At 62.2% G+C, this 24,473-nt stretch carries 23 protein-coding genes and 1 tRNA gene; 14 read left to right on the forward strand and 10 right to left on the reverse strand.

What is annotated here, in order from left to right; genetic code table 11:
* Positions 1-16 precede the first annotated feature (16 nt).
* A complete protein-coding gene (locus tag ACBR42_RS13875; RefSeq protein ID WP_371208388.1) occupies positions 17-931 on the reverse strand; it encodes a glycosyltransferase family 9 protein in 915 nt (304 codons plus the stop codon).
* Between the two features lie 83 nt (positions 932-1,014).
* Here ACBR42_RS13875 and ACBR42_RS13880 point away from each other — a divergent pair, with 83 nt between their 5' ends.
* Genes ACBR42_RS13880 through ACBR42_RS13890 form a run of 3 tightly spaced genes read left to right on the forward strand, consistent with a single transcriptional unit; the run spans position 1,015 to position 2,536 of the window.
* On the forward strand, positions 1,015-1,845 hold the full coding sequence (locus tag ACBR42_RS13880; RefSeq protein ID WP_371208389.1) for a folate-binding protein YgfZ: 831 nt from the start codon (positions 1,015-1,017) through the stop codon (positions 1,843-1,845).
* A gap of 58 nt (positions 1,846-1,903) precedes the next feature.
* Positions 1,904-2,323 carry a phosphoribosyl-AMP cyclohydrolase gene (hisI, locus tag ACBR42_RS13885; RefSeq protein WP_102323516.1) on the forward strand — a complete coding sequence of 140 codons (420 nt, stop codon included), beginning with the start codon at positions 1,904-1,906 and terminating at the stop codon, positions 2,321-2,323.
* A gap of 6 nt (positions 2,324-2,329) precedes the next feature.
* Positions 2,330-2,536, forward strand: a complete 207-nt coding sequence (locus ACBR42_RS13890; RefSeq protein ID WP_110547945.1) for a hypothetical protein — start codon at positions 2,330-2,332, stop codon at positions 2,534-2,536.
* On the opposite strand, the gene lpxB is transcribed toward ACBR42_RS13890, so the two are convergent.
* The 6 genes from lpxB to rpmI all read right to left on the reverse strand — a co-directional run bounded on the left by lpxB (position 2,478) and on the right by rpmI (position 9,231).
* Entirely contained in the window at positions 2,478-3,707 is a 1,230-nt protein-coding gene (lpxB, locus tag ACBR42_RS13895) for a lipid-A-disaccharide synthase (protein ID WP_371208390.1), read from the reverse strand. The genes ACBR42_RS13890 and lpxB overlap by 59 nt on opposite strands.
* Before the next feature lie 177 nt (positions 3,708-3,884).
* On the reverse strand, positions 3,885-4,937 hold the full coding sequence (pstS, locus tag ACBR42_RS13900) for a phosphate ABC transporter substrate-binding protein PstS (RefSeq protein ID WP_371208391.1): 1,053 nt from the start codon (positions 4,935-4,937) through the stop codon (positions 3,885-3,887).
* Positions 4,918-7,380 (reverse strand): phenylalanine--tRNA ligase subunit beta, encoded by a 2,463-nt coding sequence (pheT, locus tag ACBR42_RS13905; RefSeq protein ID WP_371208392.1) that lies wholly within the window; start codon positions 7,378-7,380, stop codon positions 4,918-4,920. The genes pstS and pheT overlap by 20 nt, the downstream gene beginning before the upstream one ends.
* A gap of 3 nt (positions 7,381-7,383) precedes the next feature.
* Positions 7,384-8,454, reverse strand: coding sequence for a phenylalanine--tRNA ligase subunit alpha (gene pheS, locus ACBR42_RS13910; protein ID WP_102323512.1), 1,071 nt, complete (start codon positions 8,452-8,454; stop codon positions 7,384-7,386).
* Positions 8,455-8,656: 202 nt separating this feature from the next.
* A complete protein-coding gene (gene rplT, locus ACBR42_RS13915; RefSeq protein ID WP_010513542.1) occupies positions 8,657-9,013 on the reverse strand; it encodes a 50S ribosomal protein L20 in 357 nt (118 codons plus the stop codon).
* 14 nt (positions 9,014-9,027) lie between these two features.
* Positions 9,028-9,231 carry a 50S ribosomal protein L35 gene (gene rpmI, locus ACBR42_RS13920; RefSeq protein ID WP_007400447.1) on the reverse strand — a complete coding sequence of 68 codons (204 nt, stop codon included), beginning with the start codon at positions 9,229-9,231 and terminating at the stop codon, positions 9,028-9,030.
* 220 nt (positions 9,232-9,451) lie between these two features.
* On the opposite strand from rpmI, the gene ACBR42_RS13925 reads away from it, so the two are divergent.
* The 3 genes from ACBR42_RS13925 to wrbA all read left to right on the forward strand — a co-directional run bounded on the left by ACBR42_RS13925 (position 9,452) and on the right by wrbA (position 12,453).
* Positions 9,452-10,180 (forward strand): SDR family NAD(P)-dependent oxidoreductase, encoded by a 729-nt coding sequence (locus tag ACBR42_RS13925; protein WP_282759257.1) that lies wholly within the window; start codon positions 9,452-9,454, stop codon positions 10,178-10,180.
* 144 nt (positions 10,181-10,324) lie between these two features.
* On the forward strand, positions 10,325-11,227 hold the full coding sequence (locus ACBR42_RS13930; RefSeq protein WP_371208393.1) for a sulfurtransferase: 903 nt from the start codon (positions 10,325-10,327) through the stop codon (positions 11,225-11,227).
* A 629-nt stretch (positions 11,228-11,856) separates the two neighbouring features.
* Positions 11,857-12,453, forward strand: coding sequence for an NAD(P)H:quinone oxidoreductase (wrbA, locus tag ACBR42_RS13935; protein ID WP_102323509.1), 597 nt, complete (start codon positions 11,857-11,859; stop codon positions 12,451-12,453).
* Between the two features lie 45 nt (positions 12,454-12,498).
* Here wrbA and ACBR42_RS13940 read toward each other — a convergent pair whose 3' ends face one another.
* Positions 12,499-13,443 (reverse strand): LysR family transcriptional regulator, encoded by a 945-nt coding sequence (locus ACBR42_RS13940; protein WP_371208394.1) that lies wholly within the window; start codon positions 13,441-13,443, stop codon positions 12,499-12,501.
* Positions 13,444-13,682: 239 nt separating this feature from the next.
* Here ACBR42_RS13940 and ACBR42_RS13945 point away from each other — a divergent pair, with 239 nt between their 5' ends.
* The 3 genes from ACBR42_RS13945 (at position 13,683) to ACBR42_RS13955 (ending at position 19,133) form a co-directional block, all read left to right on the forward strand.
* On the forward strand, positions 13,683-14,384 hold the full coding sequence (locus ACBR42_RS13945) for a pirin family protein (RefSeq protein ID WP_371208395.1): 702 nt from the start codon (positions 13,683-13,685) through the stop codon (positions 14,382-14,384).
* A gap of 136 nt (positions 14,385-14,520) precedes the next feature.
* Positions 14,521-14,772 carry a hypothetical protein gene (locus ACBR42_RS13950; protein WP_162900464.1) on the forward strand — a complete coding sequence of 84 codons (252 nt, stop codon included), beginning with the start codon at positions 14,521-14,523 and terminating at the stop codon, positions 14,770-14,772.
* Positions 14,773-15,326: 554 nt separating this feature from the next.
* Positions 15,327-19,133, forward strand: coding sequence for a diguanylate cyclase domain-containing protein (locus tag ACBR42_RS13955; protein ID WP_371208396.1), 3,807 nt, complete (start codon positions 15,327-15,329; stop codon positions 19,131-19,133).
* 430 nt (positions 19,134-19,563) lie between these two features.
* Here the strand turns inward: ACBR42_RS13955 and ACBR42_RS13960 are convergent.
* A tRNA-Gln gene (locus ACBR42_RS13960) sits at positions 19,564-19,637 on the reverse strand.
* Positions 19,638-19,811: 174 nt separating this feature from the next.
* Between ACBR42_RS13960 and ACBR42_RS13965 the strand changes: the two genes are divergently transcribed.
* Together ACBR42_RS13965 and ACBR42_RS13970 are read left to right on the forward strand one after the other, a co-directional pair.
* The gene (locus tag ACBR42_RS13965; RefSeq protein WP_371208397.1) at positions 19,812-20,942 is read left to right on the forward strand and encodes a Ppx/GppA family phosphatase; all 1,131 of its coding nucleotides are present in this window, start codon (positions 19,812-19,814) and stop codon (positions 20,940-20,942) included.
* A gap of 12 nt (positions 20,943-20,954) precedes the next feature.
* Entirely contained in the window at positions 20,955-21,719 is a 765-nt protein-coding gene (locus ACBR42_RS13970; protein WP_102323505.1) for an RlmE family RNA methyltransferase, read from the forward strand.
* A gap of 25 nt (positions 21,720-21,744) precedes the next feature.
* On the opposite strand, the gene ACBR42_RS13975 is transcribed toward ACBR42_RS13970, so the two are convergent.
* Entirely contained in the window at positions 21,745-22,656 is a 912-nt protein-coding gene (locus ACBR42_RS13975; RefSeq protein WP_132304303.1) for an ROK family protein, read from the reverse strand.
* Between the two features lie 122 nt (positions 22,657-22,778).
* On the opposite strand from ACBR42_RS13975, the gene ACBR42_RS13980 reads away from it, so the two are divergent.
* The 3 genes from ACBR42_RS13980 (at position 22,779) to ACBR42_RS13990 (ending at position 24,319) form a co-directional block, all read left to right on the forward strand.
* Positions 22,779-23,036, forward strand: coding sequence for a sulfurtransferase TusA family protein (locus ACBR42_RS13980; RefSeq protein ID WP_102323503.1), 258 nt, complete (start codon positions 22,779-22,781; stop codon positions 23,034-23,036).
* Positions 23,037-23,144: 108 nt separating this feature from the next.
* Entirely contained in the window at positions 23,145-23,375 is a 231-nt protein-coding gene (locus ACBR42_RS13985) for an exodeoxyribonuclease VII small subunit (protein WP_102323502.1), read from the forward strand.
* A 56-nt stretch (positions 23,376-23,431) separates the two neighbouring features.
* The gene (locus ACBR42_RS13990; protein WP_371208398.1) at positions 23,432-24,319 is read left to right on the forward strand and encodes a polyprenyl synthetase family protein; all 888 of its coding nucleotides are present in this window, start codon (positions 23,432-23,434) and stop codon (positions 24,317-24,319) included.
* Positions 24,320-24,473 lie beyond the last annotated feature (154 nt).

The raw sequence follows: 24,473 nt of genomic DNA on the forward strand, positions 1-24,473 counted from the left end.
ACAAAGTTCAGGTTTTTCACCGTTTCCGATCCCGCCACTGCCGTAACAGGGCCAGCGCGGCCTGTGCCACCTGTTCCACGTGCAGCCCTTCCATCGGAGCTTCCCCCTCGGGGCCGGGAGCTACGACCGCCCGCGCCCACGGACCGCAGGGCGCGTATTCCGACGCACGGCTTCGCCCGAACAGGCCAAGCGTCGGAATCCCGCTTGCCGCCGCCAGATGCATGAGACCGGAATCATTACCAATAAACAGCGTGCATTGTCCCATCAGCGCAGCAACCTGCGTGACCGATAGCGTTCCACCGGTATCAAGCGCATCGGGCAACTGCGCCAGAACGGGCCGCGCGCGCGCCTGCTCCGCCTCCCCCGGTCCATAGAGGACCACCGGGCGCAGGCCGGGATCAGCCGCGCGCAGCAGGTTGAACAGGGCCACAAACCGTTCCGCCGGCCATATCTTGCCATCCCAGTTGGCTGTCGGGCCAAGTGCGACCCAGTTCACGCCCGTCCCCAGCATGCGCGACGCCTGCGCACGTTCGACCTGACTGGTCCATGTCACCGGCAGCGGCGCGGGGGTCAGGCTGAGCAATGCGCCAATATGGGCAATCCGCCGCCCCGGCCTGCGGCCACCACGCATCACGTACCGCCTGCCCACGCGCAGGAAGTAGCTGGTGATGGAACCACGCAGGTCGATGCATATATCCCATCTGCGCCCCCGACACTGACGCCACAGGTCGAACCAGTGCCTGTCATAAGTACGCTTGACCATCACGATCGTACGGACCCGACGTGGCATATGGGCGAACAGGCCAGCCGCCACCGGGCCGCAGGCTATGGTGAAGTCAGCCTGCGGATAACGCCGCAGCAGGGTATCCAGCAGGCCGGTTGACAGGATGGCGTCCCCCAGCCGGGTGGATGTGATGAACAGGATGTGCATTTTACGGTGCTAGTCACGTTTTGCGGATGTGCCAACCCGTCTTTGCCCTTGTCTGTCACGCCGGCTGTGGCCAGATTATGCCCATGGCCAGAATCGCTCATCTTCCCGCCCGCGCCGTACTCAGTGTATCGGGGGCGGACCGCGTTTCCTTCCTTCAAGGGCTGGTGTCAAATGACATGACGGCAGTCGCCCCCGGCCATGCCGTATGGACAGCGTTCCTGTCCCCGCAGGGCAAATGGCTGGCGGACTTTTTCGTCTTTGCCGACCCGGAGGGTACGCGCCTGCTGCTGGACTGCGACGCGGGGCAGGCGGACATGCTGCGCCAGCGCCTGTCGCGTTTCCGACTGCGCGCGCAGGCTGAAATCGGGGAAACCGGCTACGCCGTTCACGCCGCATGGGGTGGCGATGCCACAATGCCCGAAGGGTATCCCGCCGCCCCCGATCCCCGCCTGCCGCAGGCTGGATGGCGCTTCCTGCTTGGCCACCCATCCCCCACCGCCCATGCGGACGATGTGGATTACGACCGCCACCGACTGGCGCTGGGCCTGCCCGATGGCGCGCGTGACTGCGAAAGTGACCGGACCCTGCTGCTGGAAGCCAATTTTGACCAGCTCAATGGCATTAGCTGGACCAAGGGCTGCTACATGGGGCAGGAACTGACCGCCCGCACGCGCTATCGTGGTCTGGTGCGCCGCCACCTGCTGCCGGTTACGGCGCAAAGGGAACTGCCGCCACCGGGCACGCCGGTCCTGTCGGGCACCGCTACGGTGGGGGAAATGCGCTCATCACGCGACGGGGCGGGCATGGCGATGATCCGCAACGAACATATCCATGACACGGGCCTGACCGCCGCAGGCCACGCGATAAGCGTGCAGGTGCCGCCATGGTTCTCCCTTCCCGCCAAGGCGGAATAAAGCCTGCCAGCGCGCATTTCGGGGCCGGTTCAGGCTCCTTCTTCAAGGTAAAAAACGTATGTCCTACACGCCGCCGGATTCGGCTGTCCGTTCCGCCATGATTGGTCGGGTCAAATTCAATGCCGATGGCCTGATCGCAGCCATTGCCCAGCAGCATGACAGTGGCGAGGTACTGATGCTGGCATGGATGAATGCCGAAGCACTGGATGAAACCCTGCGCACGGGCCGCGTATGCTATTATTCACGCAGCCGGTCGGGCCTGTGGCGCAAGGGCGAGACATCGGGGCAGGTCCAGACCCTGATCGACGCCCGGCTGGACTGCGACCGCGATGCGGTCCTGCTGCTGGTGAACCAGAAGGGTGTGGCCTGTCATACGGGACGGCGGAGCTGCTTTTACAACGCCCTGCGCCCCGAAGGCATGGTCGAGATCACACAGCCGGAAATTGCGGCGGAAACGCTTTACGGCAGCAAAGGCTAGGCAATCATGGCTTATGATGAGGAAAAACGCGAACAGATCGGCAAACTGATCTGGATCGGGATCATGGTGGTGGCCACGGTCGTCATGGGTATTTTCATGCTCAGGAACGAACTGCATGCCCTGATTTCAGAAAATGAACCCCTACCGCCCGGCGTTACGGCTCCGCAGACGCCGGACGCACCGCCGCAGAATGCGCAGCCAGCAAATCCATGACTTCATGCGCGGCGGCAGTGGCCGGGTCCTGACCCGGCCCGCGTAACGCCGCGCGGATATGGTTGAATCCCGCGCGCTGCAGGCTCCGGCAGTTTTGGTCCGTCAGCAGGCGCTCAACGGTGTCGGCCAGAAGTTCGGGCGTGCAGCGTTCCTGCAGCAGTTCGGGCACCAGCCTGTGGCCGGACAGCAGGTTGACCATGGCCACATAGGGCACGCGGATCAGGCGTCGCGCCATCGCCGCCGTCAATGGATTGACCCGGTACGTCACGGCCATGGGAACATCCGCCATCGCCAGTTCCAGCGTGGAAGTCCCCGATTTGGTCAGTGCGGCACTGGCTGCGGCAAACGCATCGTGCTTGTCCTGAACGTCGGTAATGACCAGCGGCTGGACCGGCCAGTTCGCTACCCCCCTGCGCACGATATCCCCGATAACGGGGGAGACCGGCACAACCGGCACGATGCCCGGCATGCGCTGCTGTAAAATGAGGAGCATGCGCCCGAATACCGGCAACAGACGCGGCGCTTCCGACCGGCGGCTACCGGGCATGAGCACCAGAACCGGCGCAGAATCCGCTATGCCGTAACGCCTGCGAAAATCAGCCCCGGAACCCTGATCTGCGCCGGATTGCAGAACGGGGTGGCCGACAAAACGCGCCTCGATCCCGTGGCGGGCAAAAAATTCCGGCTCGAACGGCAAAAGGCATAGCATCCGCTCCCACAGGCCCGGAAATTCCCGCACTCTATGCTCACGCCAGGCCCAGACCTGGGGGGCGACATAATGCAGCCGGGGAATGGATAGCGGCGCGATCCGACGCAGAAGCCGCAGGGCAAAACCGGGACTGTCAATGGTCACGACCAGATCCGGACGGCGTGCGGTAATATCCTGCACCGCCTGATCCAGCCTGCGTGAGAGATGCCGCAGTCTGGGCAGTACTTCCAGCAGTCCCATGACCGCAAGATCACGCAGCGGAAACAGCGAGTGCAGCCCCTGCGCGCGCATATGTTCGCCCCCGATCCCGGCAAAACGGATATCCGGCCGCGCAGTGCGCAGCGCCGCCATCAGACGAGCGCCCAGCACGTCACCGCTGGCTTCGCCCGCCATGATCCAGATGGTCGGACCATGCCCGGTAGGTTCTGGTAGCGGAGGGATGGAAGAATGGGGTCCAGTCATGCCAGACCGGCTTATCGTGTCGGATCGGCCAGCGCAAATACCGATGGTGAAAAATCTGCCACATACCCGTGCAGCCGGTGCAGGCCGCCTGTTCATGACATCACCCGAAAATTTCCGGGTTTCTGAAAAACAGGCAGCGAGGCGTCGTTCCCCGCCCCGCTACAGATGATGGTGCCGCTACCGCCCGTTCAGGATGGTGCGGATGCTGGCGCGGATATCCTCGGGCAACGGCACGTACCCCAGCAGCAGGGCTGACTCCGCACCGTGCTGCATGCTCCAGTCAAAAAACGCCCGTACCGCCCTGCCCTGCGCTGTCGTGGCACTGTCCGTCGGGATCAGCACATAGGTTGCGGCCATGATCGGCCAGGCTCCCGCGCCATCGCCATCCAGCACATCAGCGGAATGGGTCGCATCATCCGCCCAGTGGGCGGAGGTCACGGCCAGACGGAAGCTTTCGGGGTCTGGCGCGACCACATCTCCATGGTGATTGCGCAGTTCGGCCATGGGCATGTGATTGCCCGCGGCGTAGGCGTATTCCAGATAACCGATGCTGCCTTCGGTATTGCGCACGGCCGCGGCAACACCGTCATTGCCGCGCGCGCCTTCGCCCACCGGCCATTCGATGGATGTCCCCTTACCTTCCTCCGCCGCCCAACGCGGCGAAACCCGTGCGAGATAGGACGTGAAGACAAAGGTCGTGCCCGACCCATCGGCCCGCCGCACCGGGGCCACGGGCATGGCAGGCAGGCTGACACCGGGGTTTTCCGCAGCGATACGTGGATCATTCCACATGGTGATATCGCCACTGTACAGCCCGGCCAGCAGTTCACCCGTCAGGTGCAGATGACTGCCATCCAGACCGGGCAGGTTTACGACCGGCACGATCGCACCCAGCACCGTGGGAAACTGCATCAGGCCATTGTGCGCCAGTTGGGCCGCATTCATCGGCGCATCCGACGCGCCGAAATCCACCGTGCGGGCCTTGACCTGATTCTGCCCGGCACCCGACCCGATGGTCTGGTAGTTCAGGCGGATATCCGTCGCACGGGCGGCCCCTGCCCCCCACGCGCCGTAAATCGGCGCGCCGAAGCTGGAGCCTGCCCCGGTAATATCGGTTGCATAGGCAGGCAGGCTGGCCGTGCATAACATGGCCGCCAGTGCCAGACCGATACGCCCCGCGCGCGCCCTGTTGGCCAGCAGGCCCGAACGCCTAGCCCCGCAGGGCCGCATTGCAGCTTTTCTGCGCGGCAGCGACCACCCGGTCACAGACAGCTTCGATTTCCGCATCGGTCAGTGTCCTGTCCATCGGCTGAAGGGTTATCTCGACACCCAGTGATTTATGCCCCGCCGGAACCTTGTCACCTTCATACACATCGAACAGATGAACCGCGACGATAAGGTTCCGCTCAGCGCCTTTCACGGCCCTGAGCAGTTTTTCCGCAGGCAGGTCCGCCGCGACGACAAAGGCGAAATCACGCCTCAACGGCTGGAAGGCGGACAGGGCCGGCGGCGCCTTGCGCTTGCGCCTGGGTTCGGGCACGGCGTCGGTATAAAGCGTGAAGGCACAGACCGGGACATCAATCCCCCGCGCCGCCAGCAGGGCGGGATGCAACTGCCCGAAATGACCCAGAACCAGCTTCGGTCCCTGCCGGATCACCCCCGACCGGCCCGGATGGTAGTAGGACGGGGCATCGGCAGTGATGGTGCAGCCTTCCATCGCAGCCCCGGCGACGGCAAGCCCTGCCAGGGCGTCGGCCTTGACCTGCCACAGATCGACCGGCTGCGCGGGCTGGCCGGGCAGACGCGGCGAATGGCCGCTACGGATACCGGCGGCGATCAGTTTCTGTCCATCGGCGTCAAAACCGGGGCCGACTTCGAACAGGCCCAGATCGGGATAGCCCCGCGCCGCATTCGCCCTGACCGCTGCCAGCAGGTTGACCAGAGGGGTCGGACGCATCTGGTCCAGATCGGCGGCGATGGGGTTGAGCAGATGCAGGTCAGCCGGTGTTTCACCGAATGCCGCGGCCTGATCCATCGCCACGAAGGAAAAGCCCACGGTTTCCAGCAACCCGCACGCCGCAAGCTGCCGGCGCAGGCCGGCGATGCGCGTCTGGCGGCTGCTCAGGGCAGGCAGCGGCACGGCACTGCGCAGCGGCAGCGATACGGCAGGCACGCTGTCCAGCCCACGCAGGCGCAGGATTTCCTCCACCAGGTCCACTTCCGGGTCGATCTCGATCGCGCCCTGTGCGGCGGCCTGCGCACGTGCGGGCGGAAGGTCCGGGCGCTGGTCCAGCAGCATGGGGGTAGCGATGTCATTGCGCCATGAGGGTACATCCACCACCACATGGCGGGCATCCCGCTCCCGCACTGCAAAGCCAAGCCGCTCCAGAAGGTGCACGGCATGATCCGGCGCTTCGCTCAGGCCGCCCAGCGTCTCAAGCCGTGCGAATTCCAGATGCGCCTGACGCTGCCACGCGGGTTCGACCCCGGCGGACACGACACTGCCCGCTTCCCCGCCACACAGGTCAAGGATCATCCGGGTCGCGGCCTCAAGGGCTGCGGGCGGCAGGGCCTGATCCACGCCGCGTTCAAAACGCTGTCGGGCATCGGAATGCAGGTTGTGCCGCCGCCCTGCCAGCGCGATGGCCACGGGATCAAACAGGGCGCATTCGACAAACACATTCGTGGTCGTTTCACTGACCCCGCTTTCAGCCCCCCCCATGATCCCGGCCAGCGACTGCACGCCCCGGCTGTCGGCGATAACGCAGTCATCGGGCGTCATGACGTGTTCGCTGCCATCAAGGGCAGTAAAGGTTTCGCCTGCCCCCCGGCAGATGGTCAGTTCGCTGCCCAGCAGTTTATCCGCGTCAAATACATGCAGCGGACGGCCAAGGTCGAATGTGAAGAAATTGGTGATGTCCACCAGCGCCGACACCGGACGCAGGCCAATGGATTCCAGCCTGCGCCGCAGCCATTCGGGGCTGGGACCATTCTTCACGCCCCGCAGGCTGCGCCCCAGAACCCACGGACAGGCTTCGGGGAAGGTAACGCGCCAGTCGATGGGGGTATCGAACCGGCTTTCCACCGTCGCCGTCAGCCACGGCTTCAGTTCGCCCAGACCGGCAGCAGCAAGGTCACGCGCGATCCCGCGCACCGCCAGCGCGTCCCCGCGGTTGGGGGTGATGGCGATGTCGATGACGGGATCATCCAGATCGGCGAACAGGGCGTAGGACTGGCCGGGCACGGTATCGTCGGGCAGTTCCGCGATCCCGTCGCTTTCCTCCCCAAGTCCGAGTTCGCGCAGCGAGCACAGCATGCCACCGCTTTCCTCACCCCGCAGCTTGCCTGCCTTGATGGTGATGCCGCTGGCCGGGATGAACGTGCCGGGTGGCGCGAAAATCACATGCAGGCCCGTACGCGCATTCGGCGCGCCACAGACAACCTGCACGCGCTCAAACCCCTCACCCGCGTCCACCTGACAGACGCGCAGGCGGTCGGCGTTGGGGTGCTGGGTGGCTTCGATAATGCGGGCGGTGCGGAACGGAGCGAGGATCGCGCCCCGGTCTTCCACCCCTTCGACCTCAAGCCCGATGGTGTTCAGCGTGGCGCAGATTTCTTCCAGCGTTGCCGTGGTCTCAAGATGTTCGCGCAGCCATGACAGGGAGAACTTCATCGATCACAGACCTTCGTGCAGCATGGCGGGAGACAGGGGGGACGTGCCGTAATGACGCAGCCAGCGCACGTCGCTTTCATAAAACGAACGCAGGTCCGGAATACCGTGGCGCAGCATGGTCAGCCGTTCGATCCCCATGCCGAAGGCAAAACCCTGCCATTCACGTGCATCCAGTCCGCAATTGGCCAGCACGCGCGGATGGACCATGCCCGCCCCCAGCACTTCCAGCCAGTCGCCGCCGGTACCGATCTGGCCCGTCCTGCGCGACCAGCCGATGTCGATTTCCATCGAGGGTTCGGTAAACGGGAAATAGGAGGCGCGAAAGCGCACCGGCAGGTCGGGCATCTGGAAAAACGCGCGCAGGAAATCAGACAGGCAGCCCTTGAGGTGCCCCAGCGTGATGCCCTTTTCAATCACCAGTCCCTCGCACTGATGGAACATGGGAGAATGGGTGGCGTCATGATCGGCGCGATAGGTGCGGCCGGGCGCGATGATGCGGATGGGCGGTTCCTGCCCCAGCATGGTGCGGATCTGCACGCCCGATGTCTGTGTGCGCAGCACGCGCTCGGGCTGGCCGCTGGCTTCCGCCGGCAGATAGAACGTATCCTGATCGGTACGGGCGGGGTGATGGGCGGGCGTGTTGAGGGCCGAAAAATTGTGCCAGTCGCTCTCGATATCCGGGCCTTCAGCAAGCTGGAAGCCCATGGAGCCGAAAATGGCGGCCATTTCCTCGATCGTGCGGGTAATGGGGTGCAGCAGTCCCTGCGCATCCGGCGCACATGGCAGCGTCACATCCACGCGCTCGGCCGCAAGGCGGGCATTCAGCGCCGCCGTTTCCAGTTCCTGCCCGCGGGCTTCGATCAGACGCGAGAGTTCATCGCGCAGCCGGTTCAGCGCGCCGCCACGCGTGCGCCGTTCATCGGGCGTCATGCGCCCCAGTTCCTTGAGCAGCGCGGTCAGCCTGCCCGACTTGCCCAGCGTGCCGACACGCACCGCATCCCATTCACGCAGGTCGGTCGCGGCAGCGAGTGCCTGAACTGTCTGTTCCCTCAGGGTTTCGAGATCGTCACTCATAGCACCTCGCGCAGGCTTTCACCGGGCGGGCTGGCAGTGGATAGCAACCGGCGGCTTCTACCCGCACGGGCCAGACCCGGCACATGAAACTGTGCCCGCCGCCGGACGGAAAAGCGGCACGGGCATTGCATAAAAACAAAACGGGCCGCCCGTTGGGACGACCCGTTTCGTGGACCTGTCGCCACACGGGCGGGGACAGGGTTCAGGCCAGAGCGGCCTGGGCCTTCTTCACGATCTCGGCGAAGGTTGCCGCATCGTCATAGGCAATGGCAGCAAGGACCTTACGGTCGATTTCGATGCCAGCCTTGTCCAGACCGTTGATGAAACGGCTGTAGGTCAGGCCATGCTCACGCACCGCAGCGTTGATACGCTGGATCCACAGGGCGCGGAATTCGCGCTTCTTGTTGCGGCGGTCGCGGTAAGCATACTGAAGCGACTTTTCCAGACGTTCCAGCGCAATGCGGTAGTTGGTGGAGGAACGACCACGGAAGCCCTTGGAGAGTTCAAGGACCTTCTTGTGGCGGGCGTGGGTGGTTACGCCGCGTTTCACACGTGCCATATCTCAGGTGCTCCTTATGCCAGACCGTAGGGAGCCCACTGCTTCACAGTGCGGCCGTCCATTTCCGTCAGCACCTGCGAACCACGGTTCGTGCGCTTCATCTTCTGCGAGCGGTTGATCAGGCCATGGCGCTTGTTGCCCGGTCCTGCCAGCACCTTACCGGTCGCGGTGATCTTGAACCGCTTCTTGACCGATGACTTGGTCTTCATCTTGGGCATTTTCTTCTCCTGATGTCTGGTGCCCGTGTCCCTGCCCCTTTCGGGTCGGAACACTTCCATTGCGGCCGGGCATGCCCTACAGGCCCGGACGCGCGAACAGGCAGGCTATAGACAACACCGCAGGCAGGATCAAGCCCCTTCCCCGCCCCACGGCATGCTTTCCCCCATCCGCCCCGTACTGTAGGAGGAAAACGCAAGATCATATCGGGAGGAAAGCACAATGACACAGCGCGTCGCATACATAACAGGTGGCAGCCGCGGCATCGGCGCGGGCATCGCCACGGCGCTGGCGAAGGATGGGTACGACATCGCCATTTCCTATGTCCGCAACGAACATGCAGCCGAGGAAACGGTGGCGGCAGTCCGCGCGCTGGGCCGCCGTGGCATTGCCATCCGCTGTGATGGCGAAGGCAATGGCAACCGTGCAGCCATACGTCAGGTCGTGAAAGAACTGGGCCGGATTGACGCACTGGTGTGCAATGCCGGGATCTACCCCTATGGCGACGTGGCCGAGACCACGGATGAACAGGTCGACGCCGTGCTGGGGCTGAATGTCCGCGCCGTGATGATCGAAACCATCGAAGCCGCGCGCCACATGACCACGGGGGGCCGCATTGTCCTGATCGGATCGACCTTTGCCGATCGCGCGCCTTTCCCCGGCATTTCGCTTTATTCCGCATCCAAGGCCGCACTGAGCGGATTTGCCCGTGGCGCGGCACGCGATCTTGGCCCGCGCGGAATCACCATCAACGTGGTGCAGCCCGGCCCGATCGATACCGACATGAACCCCGCCACGGGGGAAGCTGCCGACCTGCTGCGCAGCTTCATGTGTCATAAGGAATATGGCCGGATCAGCGATGTCGCGGCTCTGGTCTCGTTCCTTGCCAGCCCGGCGGCCGGTTTCATCACGGGCACCGCGCTGACCACGGATGGCGGCCTGGCGGCCTGACCTGTGGCCTGCGGGCGGGGTGATGACCCATGCCGCCCGCACTACGGCAGCACACCAGCAATGGGGCCTGCGTCCCGGTCACATCATACCGGGCGCGCTCCGCTCCCTCTGCCCTTCCTCACCAACAGGTGATACCAGACCTGCATGTCCGAAACCTTGCAGGAAATCACCATGCCGTCGGCAGTTCTTTATTCACCCGAAGATGTCCGCAAACTGGCTGCGCAGGACACGATCATCCTGATCGACGTGCGTGACGGGAAAGACTTTGCTGCCGGCCACATTCCGGGCGCGGTGAACATGCCCGATATTTTCACCTATCTGGCGGAAACCACGCAGGACGGACTGCAAAGCCTGCAGGAAAAATTTTCCACCCTGTTCGCCGATTACGGGCTGGATGGGAACAAAACCGCCATCATCTATGAAGATGCGCTGCATACCCGCTACGGTGCGTCCTGCCGGGGTTACTGGATACTGAGCTATCTCGGCTATCCGCGCGTGGGCATACTTGATGGCGGGCTGAGCGCATGGTGCCGTGAAGGTGGCGCGCTGAGCACCGAAACCACGCAGCCGGTGCGGGCACGGTTTCCGCTGTGCATCAACCACGCTCTCATGGCCACGCGCGACGACGTATACGCAGCCCTTGGCTCCACCACCACGAAGCTGCTCGACAACCGCGACAGCGTCGAATGGCTGGCGGAAAGCTCCTCCCCCTACGGTGTGGATTTCGCGCCCCGCAAGGGCCGCATTCCGGGGGCCGTATGGATTGAGTGGTACGATTTCATGAAGGTGACGGATAACCACGCCGCCTTCCGCAGTCCTGACGAAATCCGCGCCCTTGCCGCATCGCGCAACCTGAACCCGGATGAGGACATCATCATCTACTGCTTCAAGGGTGCGCGCGCGGCCAATACCTATGTCGCCCTTGCTTCCGCCGGGTTTACACGCCTGCGGCTGTATATGGGATCATGGAACGAATGGTCCCGCGACCCCGCCCTGCCGATCGAAGGCGGGATACCCAAGGCGGCGGCTCCTTATCACCAGAACTGAAACTGACAGCGCAGCCGACGCCTCCCCGCGTCGGTCCCCTGCCTTTCCATCCTGACTGGCCGTGAGAAATATCGGAACATGCGCTGGCCGGACTGCATGCTGCACATCAGCGATACCGCGCGGTCAGGCTAAAAACCGACGGCATTGGTTATCCTGCCTGACGCCACCGCAGCCCGTATGCCTGAGTGTTTCCGGCATTCAGGTCACGACATTCTATGTACGTTACGGGCGATCTATACAGGCCGCCCGTAGAACCAGCCACGCTGCGTCAATTCATCTGAAAGTCACGCCATCCTTGCGGTCCGGCCATTGAGGGGCGCAGCAATGCCACGGATGACATGCGGAAGCGATTCCGTGCCAGCGGATCTGCCCCCGTGTCCGTTAAGGCTGCCCATTCCGCCATCGCAGCAGCGCACCACCACGGCCCCCGCCCCTTCCCGCTCAACCGAGCGCGATGGAAGACAGAGACATACCCTCCGCCCCTCTCCCCTCACGCACCCGTGAAGAAGGCGCAAAATACAGAAACCAAAGGTTTCCGTATTTGAAATATCAAATAGCCACTCAAACCGTATGGTTAAGGGGTTCCGCCATTTCCATGGCACCCATTTTCATACGAAAGACATACTGCAATGCCCAAGGTTCTCGTTCTCTATTATTCGTCCTACGGCCATATCGAGACGATGGCCCATGCCATAGCCGAAGGCGTACGGGCCAACGATGCAGAAGTCGTTGTCAAACGCGTCCCTGAACTTGTTCCCGAGGACGTTGCGAAGGCCCATCACTTCAAGACCGAACAGGGCGCTCCCATCGCCACAACACAGGAACTGCCCGAATACGACGCCATTATCGTCGGCGCACCGACCCGCTTTGGCCGACTGCCCGCGCAGATGGCCAATTTCTGGGACCAGACCGGCGGGCTGTGGCTCAAGGGCGCGCTGATCGGAAAGGTTGGCGCGGTATTTACCTCCACCGCATCCCAGCATGGCGGGCAGGAGACCACGCTGTATTCCCTCATGTCCAACCTGCTGCATCATGGCATGGTCATTACCGGCCTGCCCTACAGCTTTCAGGGGCAGTTGAAGCTGGATGAAGTCACGGGTGGCTCCCCCTACGGCGCGACCACCATTGCCGCAGGCGACGGCTCCCGCCAGCCCGATGCCAACGAACTGGACGGAGCGCGTTATCTGGGCAGCCATGTGGCGGGCATTGCAAAAAAACTTGCCTGAATACTGCGGCGCGAAGGGGCACGATCTACATCGTGCCCCTTCGTGCTATTTCAGATATTTCAGGCTTTCGCACTCTTCTTCCGTTGCCCATGGCGAATGCGCGAAGGCCCTGACCAGATAATCCAGCAGCGCCGTCACCCGGACGGGACGCAGCGGACTGGGTGATGTCACGATGTACAGGGCGACAGCCGGGGCTTCCCATTGCGGCAACGCCTGCACCAGCCGACCCGATTTCAGGCCATCCCAGACCATGAATTCCGGAAACAGGCCGAAACCAAGACCCGCTTCCAGCGCGGGCAGGAATCCTTCCGCATTATTGGCCCGCAGGCGGGAAGCCTGTGACAGCACGAATTCCTTGGCCGTTTTCCTGTGCCGCAGCCTGATCTTACCGGGTGCGGATGTATTCGTGTAAACAAAGCCCTTCTGGTCTTCCAGTTCACGCGGATGGTCGGGCCTGCCTATTGCATCCAGATAGGCGGGAGCGGCAACCAGCAGCAGCCGCACGGTGCAAAGACGCCGCGCGCGCAATGAGGAATCCGCAAGGGACGCGATGCGCAGCGCAAGATCATATCCCTCCGCCACCAGATCGACGACCGCATCGCTGAAATCGATCGCGATATCGACCTCCGGATACTGGCGCATGAATTCGGGCAGAAGGGGGGCGAGATGCTGGATGCCGAATGTCACCGGCGCTGTTACCCGGATCTGGCCGGATGGCTTCAGGATACCACCCCGCGCCTCCACTTCCGCCGCTTCGGCTTCGGCCAGGATGCGGTTCGCATGCCCCTGAAGCAGCCGACCTGTTTCCGTCAGGGACATATGTCGGGAGTTGCGGTTGAACAGGGAAACCCCAAGCGCCTGCTCAAGCCGCCCCACGGCCTTGGATACGGTGGGTTTGGAAAGCTGGATATCTTCCGCCGCACGGGCAAAGGACCCCCATTCCGCCACCTTGGCAAAAATGGCCCATGCTTCGAAATCAGGTAAGCGCATTTGAAATCCCTGGAAACGATCCTTCGTGAAGGTTTCACTATAGGCCACCCACACGATTGTTCCAGCCTGCCGCAGGCATACAGGCAGCGGACCGGCAAGTCCGCCCCCATACTGGAAAAGCCCACTCCTGACGCAACAGATCAGAAACGTTGGCTTTCCTTTATTTCCATATACGCTCCGATCGCGGCGGACGTAATATTCTGGTGTTGATGAAAGTACAGAAACCGAAAGGTGATCCGATGATTGAAATCCGACCTTTTGACCACATCGGTCATGCCGATCATGGATGGCTGGATGCACGCCATCATTTCTCGTTCGCCAGTTATTTTGATCCGGCGCGCGTCAAATGGGGGGCATTGCGGGTATGGAACGACGATGCCATAGCACCCGGCACCGGTTTTGGCACCCATCCGCACCGGGATATGGAAATCATTACTTACGTGCGCGAAGGCGCAATTACCCACGAAGACAGTCTGGGCAATCGCGGGCGCACGCAGGCGGGCGATGTGCAGGTCATGTCAGCGGGAACCGGCATCCGCCACAGCGAACATAACCGGGAGAGCGAAACCACGCGCCTGTTCCAGATCTGGATCATGCCCGACCGGGCGGGGCATGCCCCCTCATGGGGTACACGCACCTTCCCCAGGGGTGAACGGGCGGGCCAGTTTGTCGTACTCGCATCAGGCCGCCCCGAGGAGGACGATGCCCTGCCCATCAATGCGGATGCCCGCGTTCTGGGAGCGACGCTGCACAAGGGACAGGTCGTGGAATACCGGCTTGGAGCCGAACGGTTCGGCTATCTGGTGCCCGCGCGGGGGCGGGTGGAGATCGAAGGGACGAGTGTCAACGAACGCGATGGAGCCGCGATTTCAGGCACGGACATCCTGCGGATACGCGCACTTGAGGATGCCGAGATCGTCCTGGTGGACACCCACGACTGACTGCCGTGGATAATATCCCGTAGCCTGTAGCCGTAACTTACAAGGCTACAGGTCACGGGATGCAGTCAATCAGGCGTAAAGATCAACACCGCCCTGATCTTCGTCCGCACCCTGCGCGGTCTGGGCGGAGCTGTTGGTGGAGCCGGACGTCGTTTCGGAAACGATGTTACCGCTCGAATCCTTCACGATGGTGGTGATGGAGCCATCGCTGTTGAAGACTTCGCTTGTCGTCGTGCTGCTGGAAGAGCTGGACCCCGAGGAGGAGGATGACGAAGAGGACGACGAACTGTCGCTGGAAGATGACGTGCCGAACAGGCTGCTGAGTGAGCTGCTGCTGAGGCTTGAGATGGAAGAAGACATCTGGGACTCCATAATTGCGGTGAAATGATTTTGATATAATTAAGCCCAATAAAAGCGCTTCCCCATCTCACGATGGAAGGTTTTTCATGTCAAGATCAATATACGGATAAATCAGACCCCACGAATCCAGAAAAACGAATTATATTGACGGATTCATTGATTTGTATTTTTTAAATCCATTATCGAATCGCACGTCATATTCTTTTCGTGTAACGCTTCGTTATTATTTATTACAATATATTACATTATGTATTGTTCCGCATACATGTGTCACCATGCCGAACCCCAAGGAACGCAACAGTCGAAAGCAGGGCTGCACGTAACGCAACCCGTTTTCATTTGCACTGACCGTATTCAATCCATCTGGACAACGGACCAGCCAACAGGCGTCATCTTCATCATATTTTCACGGAATGCAGTATCCGGGCGAGAATAACACTGGTAACACCATCATAATTCGATGTGCAGCCGACCAATACTGCAGGGCACGATTTAAGATAGGTACCCAGCGTGACCGTTTTCCATTCCAGCCCCCCTACTCCCCCGTCTGGAAACCGCCGTTTCAGGTCGCTGCTACCTTACATGCTGCCATTCCTGATTGTTGTCGCATGCGACGTGGTTATTGAACTGCATGACTATCAGCACGCGAAAATGGAGGTGCGGGCGGAAGCCCTGCGCAATACCCAGGCGTATGCGAACCTGATCGCCGACCGGCTGAATACGCGCTTTACGGAACTGGACGTCGCCTCCGCCGCGCTGCAACTGCCACATACCAACCCCGCAACACCTTCCCCCCAGATGGGTGAAGCGCTGCGTCGCTACCTGCTTTCGCGCGCCACGCCCTATACGTTCAATGTTCTGGCGGCCGACGGGGAAACGATCCAGTGGTCTACCGCACCGTCGGGAACCACGCAGGCAAAGAACGCGCAGACCTCCGCCGCGGACTTCACCCCCCTTGACCATTCCGGCAACCACCTTCTGGGCCGGATACAGTATCGGGACGACACGGGGGATGCCGTGCTGCCCCTGCTTGTCCATGGCGATACGGATGAACATACGGGGTATTTCTTTGCCTCCAACTATCATCTCGACCGCCTGCTCGATATCCGCGAACTGCCTGCCAACTATCGCAGGGGCTGGTCATTCACGCCCGTCGATACACGTGACGGCGCGGTCCTTCATGCCCGGCCCGATTCTTCGCGGCGCTCCACTCCCACCCCGGCGGCAGACATCGCCATCGTGGTGGCGTCGCCCGTGGACGACTACCCCTTCAGCGTGCGCCTTGCCGTGCCGGAAAGCCGTGTCCGGCAGACCTACTGGCGGCATGCGCCATCACGCTGGGGGATAGAAGCGCTGGCCTTCGGCTTGCTGCTCAGTGCGGTCGCGGTGACGATCCGGCGGCGCGAGCGCGAACAGATGCTGCAACTGACCCGGCTGACCGAGTTCAACAGCTTCATGGCGCAGCTTAACCAGTGCATCAGCCAGGCAAAGAACGAGGAAGCCCTGTTGCAGGAAATCTGCGACATGGCCATTCACTACGCGCACCTGAAAATCGCCTTCATCGGGCGACCGGATGAAAACGGGTCCATACGCATGCTGGCCGTGGCCGGGCCTGCCGGATGCATGGATGGCGTATCCATTTCCGTCCACCCGGACGTGCCGGAAGGTTGTGGCAATGTGGGCCGGGTGTGGCGCAGCGGGCAGCCCATTTTCAACGCATCCTTCAAGAACGGGGAACATACCGCCCCATGGCGGGAATGGGCCATACGACAGGGCGTGTGTTCCAACGCCGTGCTGCCCATCCATCGCGACGGGCAGATCTGGGCGGTGCTGAGCGTCTATCACGAACAGGTCGATGTATTTGACGACCAGCTTCAGGTGCTGCTGAAGGAAATTGCAACCGACATATCGAGCGGGCTGGAGCAGCTTTATAACCGTCGCCTCCAGACCGCCCTGCTGGACAACTCGGTCGTCGGTATCCTGCTGGTCAAAGATCGCATCATCCAGATGACCAATACCCGCGTGGCGCAGATGCTTGGCCTGACCCCGGACTCACTGGTCAACCAGTCGGCTGAAATGCTCTATGCCGACAGGGAGGAATTCGAACGGGTCGGCGCCATATATGAACAGTTGCGGACCCGGTCCGAGGTGCGGGTTGCGGGCGTGCGCCTGTCCCGCCCAGACGGCCGCGTCATGATCGCCGATTTCTCGGGCGTGCAGCTCAGTGACATCAACGGCAATGTATCGGTCTGGACCATCGAGGACGTAACCAGCCGCGATGTGGCGCAACGCCTCTATCATGCGCTGGTCAATACCGCTGACGCCGTGCTGCAGGCCAGCAGCGACACCGAGATGTGCGCCCGCGCCTGTTCGGATCTGGTGCATGACACGCTGTTCCATGCGGTATGGATCGGCAGGATGGAACCGGGCTACCGGCTGAATGTCATCGCCCGCGCAGGCGAAGGGACGGATGGTATGGACGCCCTGGACCTGCGCGCCATGGACGAAGTGCCCGTGCCGCTGGTCGCCGCGCGCGCGTGGAAGACGGAGGCCCTTGCCTACAGCAACGATGAACTGGGCGAACAGGCGCAGGCGCCGTGGTTCGATTTCGTCAGGCGGAACCAGTGGCGCGCTGTGCTGTCCACGCCGATCTGGCGCGGTGGATCAACGTGGATGGTCATCACCTTCGTTTCCCCGCAGCCCCATATCTTTGATGCGCAGAGCATAGCCCTGTGCCAGCGCGTCGCCCATCTGCTGGGCCACGCGCTGGATACGCTGGACGCCAAGCAGCGCGTCGAAAAATTACAGGTGGAGGAATCCCAGCGCGCACGTCACGATCCCCTGACCGGCCTGCCCAACCGGCTGGCGCTGGAAGAATACATGCCGCTGGCCCTGGCACGGGCGCGGCGGCAGGGCACTGCCGTTGGCGTCAGCATGCTCGACCTTGATGACTTCAAGCTGGTCAATGACAGTTACGGGCATGAGGCAGGCGACGTACTGTTGCAGGAACTGGCCCGTCGCATGCGGGCCGGACTGCGCCAGACCGATTACATCGCACGACTGGGCGGTGATGAATTCGTCGTTATTATCGATGACCTCGACCCGCTTGTTCCCGTAGCGCAGGCCACGACGGTACTGGACCAGTTGCATGTGGCGGTTGAAAGTCCCTTCCAGGTCACGCCCGAATCCCGCGCGGTGGTGGGGATGACCCTTGGTCTGGCGCTTTACCCACTGGACGGAGAAGATCCCGATACCCTGTTACGGCGCGCCGATGCCGCCATGTACCAGTCAAAGGTGACAAAGGCCACGCGCAAGACATGGTGGTGCCTTGCCAGCGCAACCGTGGCGCGACCACCCACGGATAATACGCCCGCAACGATTGCATTTGATGCCTATGGTCCCGAAGCGGCAGAACTGCTGACACGGGCGCGGAGCTTCCTCGCCCGTATCCGGCATGATTTCATGGAACGTTTTGACGACCTTATTGGCGAAACGCCCGATGGGAAACGCATCCTGTCCGTCTTCACGGCGGAGGAACTGGCCCACCTCAAGGAACAGCAGCTAAAGCATCTGGGCTTCCTGCTCGCGCCTGAAACCACGCGGCAGGACATCGTGGCGATCGCAGGCCGGATCGGCACCGTACATGCCCTTTCGGGGCTCACACCGACATTGCTTAGCGAATCCTACAGCATTTACCGTCGCCTGCTCATCGATCGTCTGGACAAGGCCATGCTGCGCGCCAGCGAGCAGTATCATATCCTGCTGACCACCGAAATTCGCATTCAGGATGACAAGGGCGCGCAGCTACAGGCGGGTCAGGTGGTCGAACAGACCTATTTCTCCCTTCTGTCCGAAAACCTGCCCGTAACCGACCGCAGCCTTACCGACGCCACCGCACAGGAAATGGAAGATTTCGGCCAGTTACCCGGCATACAGGCCGCCATGCTGTTCCGCGCCAGCGCATCGGGGCAACTGGTTGTGACGGGCACCGGCGGCCCACAGGCACAGAAACTGGGCAACGCCATGCTGCCTGTCCTCGCACAGCCGATAACCGAGCCGGACCCGTCATTCAACCAGTCCGTCACAGGCATCGCATGGCGTAGCCGACAGCGGCAGCATTGCGCCTCCTACGTTACGGATCCCCGCGTTGTAGTGTGGCGTGACGTGATGAAACACCTTGGCATCGTGTCATCCCTCAGCATTCCGATCAGGGGAAACGATGGGCAGGTGATGGCCGTACTGACCGTTTACGGCGCCTATCCCAACCAGTTTGAATCGCTGCTGATGCAGCAGTTCGCCAGCGGATTGCAGCAACGGTGGGAACAGATCTGGCAACGCTATCCTTCCCCACTCCCTGCGGCGACCATAACGGAACCCCGGCCCCGATAACGCCCCCATGAACCGCCATTGGAAAAACGTGGCCCGTAGTGATGAAATCCGACTTCACGAAAACTGGGGAAAATTGCCTGAATGGCCACCAAGAGCCGTTCTGCAAATCATGGGGGGGGACGTTTTTGGTGCCCCTCTTTCACAGCGCCGCAGATGATGCCGCTTTAAAAAAGGCAGCATCGGGAAATTGATCACTAATCCAGTTTCAAACGGCGTCTGAATCCGGACCATATCCGCTTCAGCCGTCCCTACATGACTCACAGACCACGCCATTACACGGAAACGGGTGTAGCCGACGAAATGGCGAAGGCCCAACCACAATGCACCAAGGGGCAATCCCGCCCGCACGGACAGCGAACCCTGATTACATGCATCACGACCCAGCAGGTTGAAACCTACAGGCAGGCACATTATTTCATTAGGGAGTTTTTGGCTGGGGGACCTGGATTCGAACCAGGGCTGACCGGGTCAGAGCCGGTAGTTCTACCGCTAAACTATCCCCCAGCAAGGAGAAAGCGGCGCGATGCGCTGCGGTGATCAGGCATATACCCGTCGGTTATCGGGCGTGCAACCCCCCTGATTGCTTTTTTGCAAACTTTCTCTTTTGGCTTGCGTTTTACGCAGTACACTTAACACAATAGGTAATGCCTCGATCGTCAACGGGTCTAACGGGTTTGGATGAACATGGTCCAGCAGCCGCTCAGCGCACAGATACGGGAACAGGGATACATTCCCCTTCCCACCCCCGCGCCGCAGCGCCGTAGCGTGCGCGGGCCACTTTATGCCGCCATTGATCTGGGCACCCATAACTGTCGCCTGCTGGTCGCCCGCGCGGGTGAACGGGGGCTGCGCGTGATCGACAGCTTCAGCCGTGCCGTCCGGCTGGGAGAGGGCCTGCACCATTCCGGCCAGCTTGCCGAGGCCGCGATGGAACGCACCATCGCAGCCCTGCGCGCCTGCGTCGCGCGGATGGGGCTGTATGACCTGCATGACCACCGCGCAATTGCGACAGAAGCCTGCCGCCGTGCGGGAAATGGCATGGACTTCCTGGCCCGTGTCCTGAACGAGACGGGGCTGAACATCTCCATCATTTCCGCGCGGGAAGAAGCGGAGCTGGCGCTGGCTGCATGTACATCGCTGCTGCAGGACAGGCGGGAGACCACCGGACGAGGGCTGCTGTTTGATATCGGCGGCGGCTCGACCGAAGTCGCATGGGCGCGAATCGACCGCGACGCCCGGCGGCATGACCTGTCGGGCTATGTCAGCCTGCCGGTTGGCATCATGACGCTGGGCGAACGCGACGGCGCGGATATTTTTTCCGACACGGGCTATCGCGCCGTTGTGGATGAAATCAGCAATGTACTGCGCGGTTTTGACGACGTACACTGCATTGCGCGCGAAATCGCACGGCAGAATGTCACGCTTCTGGGCACCAGTGGCACCGTCACCACGCTGGCCAGTCTGGCGCTGGCGCAGGAGCGTTACGACCGCACGGGAATTGACGGGGCAAGCCTGTCGGTGCCGCAGGCGCTGGGCATAATCGACAGCCTGCGCCAGTCCGGCCTGAACGGGCTTGCACGCCATCCCGTTATCGGCCCGGACCGCGCGCGCTACCTTCTGCCCGGCTGCGCCATATTCGAGGCGATCGTCACCACATGGCCCATGGCGGAAGTAAGGGTGGCGGACCGGGGATTGCGCAATGGCATGCTTTTACGCATGATCGGGGATCGCAGACGACGCGGCGGCTTTTCCGCCACCTCGTCTTCCCTCTCCTTTCATAATCGTATGGAGCACCGGGTCAGTCCCTGACCGCGTCCCGTCATGAAACAGCGTTCTTCTACCCGCATACCGGGCAAGGCCCGTAACAGCAGCCTTACGCCCGGCAGCAACGACACCAGCACCGACGGACAGGCAGCGCGCGCCAACCGGACCAAGACCGTCACGGTCAAGAAGGCGCGCGGCCGCACGACAGCACAGCACCGCTGGCTGCAACGGCAGTTGAATGACCCCTACGTTCAGGCCGCGCAGAAGCAGGGCTGGCGTTCACGCGCGGCCTTCAAGCTGATTGAACTGGACGACCGTTTTCACCTGATCCGCCCCGGCACCCGCGTCGTGGATCTGGGTGCGGCCCCCGGCGGCTGGACGCAGGTGGCGGTCAAGCGCGGCGCGGCGGAAGTGGTCGGCGTCGATCTGCTGCCGGTTGATCCGGTGCCGGGCGCTACCATTCTTGAAGGGGATTTCAACGATCCCGACATGCCCGACCGCCTGACCGAACTGCTTGGGGGAAAGCCTGATCTGGTCATGTCGGATATGGCGCCCAACACCACTGGCCATGCCCCCACCGATCACCTGCGCATTATCGGGCTGGCCGAACTGGCGCTTGATTTCGCGGTCCATATCCTCGCCCCCGGCGGCGCATTCATCGCCAAGGTGTTCCAGGGTGGTTCGGAAAAGCAGATGCTGGGCGAACTCAAGAAGATGTTCACGCAGGTCCGCCACGCCAAGCCTCCTGCCAGCCGCAAGGAATCGAGCGAACTCTATGTCGTGGCGACAGGGTTCCGCGGTCTGGACAGCGAAGAAAGCTGAACTGCCCGACCGCGTTTCCTGACACTCAGTCAGGTACGTGGTGATCGTCCCACAGCCACGCAGCCCCCCGCACACCGGAACTGTCGCCATGCCGGTTGCGCACAATCGGCGTGCGGCAGTCGGGGGTAATGACATAGCGGCGCATGAGCCGGGGCACGCGCTCGTACAGCGTTTCAAGGTTGGACACGCCGCCGCCCAGCACGATGACATCGGGGTCCATGAAATTGATCGCCATGGCGCAGGCCCGCGCCATGCGGTCCATGTAACGGTCCAGCGCCCCGATCGCGGTCAGGTCGCCTGCATCAGCCTCCTGCTCGATATGGGCAGCGCTGCGATGGCCGGGGCCTTTCCAGTCCTGCGCCAGCGCGGAGCCACTCAGGAACCGCTCCATACATCCCTCATTGCCGCAGAAACACTTCGGCATGGGAAATTCCTCAAGCCGGGGCCACGGCAGCGGCGTATGTCCCCATTCGCCCGCGATATGGTTGCGCCCGATCAGCAGCTTGCGGTCGATCACGATCCCCGCCCCCATGCCGGTGCCGATAATGACGCCAAACACGCTATGATAACCAGCACCCGCACCGTCTATCGCCTCGGACAGGGCAAAGCAGTTCGCATCGTTTTCAATGCGGACTTCGCGGCCCAGCGCCGCCGACATGTCGCGTATCAGCGGCTGGTTGTTCAGCCATGTGGCATTGGCGTTCTTGATCACGCCAGCATCGGGGCTGATGGAACCCGGAATACCGATTCCGACCGTCCCCGTGCCGCCCAGTTCCTTATCCACGCCATGGATCAGGTCGCACATGGCCGCAATGGCCGCATTATAGCTGCCCGGATTGACAATCCGCCGACGGACAAGCTCGGCTCCGTCCATGCCAAGGGCTGCGATTTCGATCTTGGTGCCGCCAAAATCTATTCCGATACGATAGGAAGCCATCCGGAGTCTTTCTTTCATCATGTTTTATCAGTGGCACGTTTTCTTTTATGGTCGTACCTGCAGGGAACATCAAACCCTGATGTCCGCACATAGCTGCCCACCACACGGAGACATGGCCCCCCATGAGTGAGATCCTGCTAGACGCCCGTGGCCTGACCTGCCCCCTGCCCGTGCTCAAGGCCAACCGCATGCTGCGCGGGCTGGCGCCGGGGGCGCGGCTGCGCGTGATTGCGACCGACCGGGCATCCGTCGCGGATTTTCAGGCTTTCTGCCGCGAGACGGGCCACGCCCTGATCGCATTCGGAGAAGAAGGCGGCACGCTGTCCTTCGTAATCCGCCGCAGGCAGGAAACGGACGCCGCATCCCATTCGCGCCCATGATCCGCCCCATTGTCAAACTAGTCTAAAACCAGTTGTCCCCTTGGCAGGATGCCCCACAAGGATGTAATGCGTCCGCCACCACGTTATTTCAGGAAGCACCGCGTACAGATGACCGATGACCTGACCAACCTGTCCTTCGAGGACGCACTGGCCGAACTTGAAGCCATCGTGCGACAACTGGAGGTAGGCCAGCTCAGGCTGGAGGACGCGATCACATCCTACGAACGCGGCGCCGCCCTGCGGCAGTACTGTCAGAAGAAACTGGACGAGGCGGAAGCCCGCGTTCAGGCGATTGTCCAGCGTGCAGACGGTACGCTGGAAGCAAAACCAATGGATTGATGCGCCAGATGAACCAAACAACAGCAACCGCGTCCCAAACAGACGGTACGGATCGCATGGTCCGTCTGCGTGCATCCATGGCCGCGCGCGCCACGGCGATCGAACATATGATCGACCGTCTCCTGCCCCGCGTCGACGGGGGGGAAGCCCGCCTGATCGACGCCATGCGTTATGCGACACTTGGCGGCGGCAAGCGCCTGCGTGGCTATCTGGTGGCGGAGGTCGCCAGCCTGTTCAAGGTCGCAGCCGAAGGCGCAGACCGTGTCGCCGCTTCGGTTGAAATGCTGCATGCCTATTCCCTGGTGCATGACGACCTGCCCGCCATGGACGATGACGACCTGCGCCGTGGCCAGCCCTCCACCCATCGCAAGTTTGACGAAGCCACCGCTATTCTGGCCGGTGACGCGCTGCAGACGATGGCGTTCGACATTCTGGCCAACCCGTTGACGCATGACAGCGCGGAGGTGCGCATCAACCTTGTCCGCGCGCTGGCCGACGCATCCGGTGCCGCAGGCATGGTTGGCGGTCAGATGATCGACATGGAAGGGGAAGGCCGTGCGCTGTCGCTGGAGGAAGTCGCCCGCCTGCACGCGCTCAAGACCGGCTGCCTTATCCGCTATTCAGCCGAAGCCGGCGCCATTCTGGGGCAGGCCAGTGATGACGTGCGCAAGCGCATTTCCGCCTATGGCCGCGATCTGGGTGCCGCGTTCCAGATTGCGGACGATGTGCTGGACGCCACCGCCAGCGCCGAGGAACTGGGCAAGACGGCCGGCAAGGACGAAGCCGCGGGCAAGTCCACCTATGTCGCCCTGCTGGGCGTGGATGGTGCCGCGCGTGAAGCGAAGCGCGTGGCCGAACAGGCTGAATCCCATATCGACATTTTTGGCCCGGAGGCTGATCGCCTGCGCGATCTGGTCCGCTACGTGGTCGAGCGCAGGAACTGATGGACATGACCGACACCAACACCCCTTCCGCGATTCCGACCCTTGGGCGCTATGCGCAGCTTGACCGGGTGCGCGCGCCGCATGACATGCGCAACCTTTCGGTGGAGCAGTTAAAGCAGCTGGCGGATGAACTGCGCTCGGAAACGATCGACGC

Origin of the sequence: Komagataeibacter sp. SM21 (assembly GCF_041402665.1) — a bacterium.
In the GTDB taxonomy this organism is placed as follows: Bacteria; Pseudomonadota; Alphaproteobacteria; order Acetobacterales; family Acetobacteraceae; genus Komagataeibacter; species Komagataeibacter saccharivorans.